This window comes from uncultured Porphyromonas sp., from assembly GCF_934359325.1.
GTDB lineage: Bacteria > Bacteroidota > Bacteroidia > Bacteroidales > Porphyromonadaceae > Porphyromonas_A.
Window position 1 is genome coordinate 1 of sequence record NZ_CAKRLH010000240.1, and the last position, 2,308, is coordinate 2,308.

The 2,308-nt window shown below is 60.8% G+C and carries 1 protein-coding gene and 1 pseudogene; both read right to left on the reverse strand.

Annotated features, from left to right (window positions below):
• Positions 1-1,520 (reverse strand): AIR synthase-related protein (locus tag Q0F21_RS07340; RefSeq protein ID WP_297238723.1); only part of this gene is annotated, 1,520 nt, incomplete at its 3' end.
• A gap of 500 nt (positions 1,521-2,020) precedes the next feature.
• Positions 2,021-2,308, reverse strand: a pseudogene (locus tag Q0F21_RS07345) (TonB-dependent receptor); the annotation flags it as partial.

Below are 2,308 nucleotides of genomic sequence, written 5' to 3' on the forward strand. Positions count from 1 at the left end.
CGCACGCCCTCGAGGTCCTCCTTATGGATCAGGATGCCCATACGCTCCTGCGACTCATTGCTCAGGATCTCCTTGTCGGAGAGCGTCGGGTCACCGATCGGTAGGCGGTCGATGTCGATCTCACCGCCGGTCTCCTCCACCAGCTCGGAGAGGCAATTGAGATGCCCTCCGGCGCCGTGGTCGTGGATGGAGATGATCGGATTGCGCTTCCCCTCCGCCATGGCGCGGATGACGTTGGCGACCCGCTTCTGCATCTCAGGATTGGAGCGCTGGATCGCATTGAGCTCAATGGCGTCGGCGTAGCTGCCGGTATTGACCGACGAGACGGCGCCACCACCCATACCGATCCGGTAGTTGTCTCCCCCCATCACGACGATGGCATCGCCGTCCTCGGCGTGCCCCTTCTCGGCATCGCGCTTCCGTGCCAGACCGACACCGCCGGCGAGCATGATCACCTTGTCGTACCCCCATATCTCGCTACCCTCTTGGTGCTCAAAGGTGAGGAGCGAACCGACGATCAAGGGCTGGCCAAACTTATTTCCGAAGTCCGAAGCCCCATTGCTCGCCTTCGTCAGGATCTCCTGCGGCGTCTGGTAGAGCCAGGGGCGGGCGGTGATGGCGCTTTCCCAGTGGCGCGACTTGTCGAGCCGGGTGTAGGGCGTCATGTAGATCGCCGCACCGGCGAGGGGCAGGCATGCCTTACCCCCGGCGAGCCGGTCGCGGATCTCGCCGCCGGAGCCGGTGGCAGCGCCGTTGAAGGGCTCCACGGTGGTGGGGAAGTTGTGCGTCTCAGCCTTCAGCGCCAGCACCGTCTCGGTCTCCTCGGTGCGGTAGAGGTCGGGGCGGTCCATCCGCTCCGGAGCGAAGAACTCCGCCTCCGGTCCCTCCACAAAGGCGACATTATCCGCATAGGCAGAGACGATACCGTTGGGATTGAGCTTACTCGTCTTCTTGATCATCCCGAAGAGGCTCTCAGGCATCTCCTCTCCGTCGATGACGAAGGTGCCGCCAAAGATCTTGTGCCGGCAGTGCTCGCTATTCACCTGCGAGAAGCCGAAGAGCTCCGCATCCGTGAGCGGTCGCCCCAGCTCCCGTGCCACCCCCTCGAGGTAGTCGATCTCCTCATCGGAGAGGGCGAGACCCTCCTCGCTATTGTACTTCCGCAGATCCTCCACCGGCAGGAGGGGAGCCTTCTCGATCTTGGTATCGAAGAGTCCCCCGTCAAGCACGCCATACTGCCTCAGCAGCATCCTGTCGTACGGCACTCCCGGCTCAGCCTCGAGGAAGGCCTCCACCCGCTCGACGGAGTCGATGCCGACAGTGTGGGCGATCTCGGTCGCATTGGTACTCCAGGGGGTGATCATCTCAGCACGCGGACCGATGAAGGTACCCTCGAGTGGAGCCTTGACCTCCTCGGCTCCGTCGAAGAGCCAGCCGAGGGTCTTGTGGTCCTCATCGGACAGGGGTGCGGAGTGCTGTACGGCGTAGACCGTACCGAAGTGGCGGAAAAAAGATATCATATCTCAGTCTCTCTTATGTATAGAAGCGGGTACCTCACCCTCGGTCCCCTCGCCTAATGATGTGCGAGCGATCCTCCGGCAAAGCCCATCACAAAGCTACCAAATTCTTTGACTTCACAGCCCCACCCCGCGAAAAAACCGCCGGATCCTCCACAAGCAGCTCCGGCAGTGCGCTGTCGTGTCGGACGATGCGCCGGTTTATCGGACGAGCCGGACGACGCGACATACAGCTAGTACTCAGCAGTCAGATATCCGACCCGTCCGACTTGTCCGACCCGTCCGACTTGCCCGACTTGTCCGACATAGCTCTGCCCCCTCTGCCGGACGGTGGGAGAGGGGCAATTCTATTACCGGTATTAGTGATCACTAAACCCGGTAATAGGGATCACTAATATCGGGTTTAGTTTCCATCGAGACCGACCGGCACAAAAAAGGGGCTCTCCACCCTGAGAGTCAGAGTGGAGAGCCCCATCACGCTTTAGTTAGGAGTAATAGACCTATCAGAAGGTATAGGTGGCGCCGGCAACGAAGTGGATCGGTGCGGCGGGGAATAGTCTCAGGTCCTGATCGCGACTTACCTCCTTACCGGTCTCATCCAGTAGGCTGTAGGCATCGTAGATGTAGCCATAGGTGGAGTAGCTGCTGCTGAAGAGGTTGAGCAGCTGCAGGCTCAGGTCGAGGGAGCGGTGGCTCTTTAGGTCGATCCCGTACTTAGCCATCAGGCTGCCGGTGTAGTAGCCCGGGAGGCGATGTCCCTCATACCCACTATTGTCTACGTAGCGCGCGCC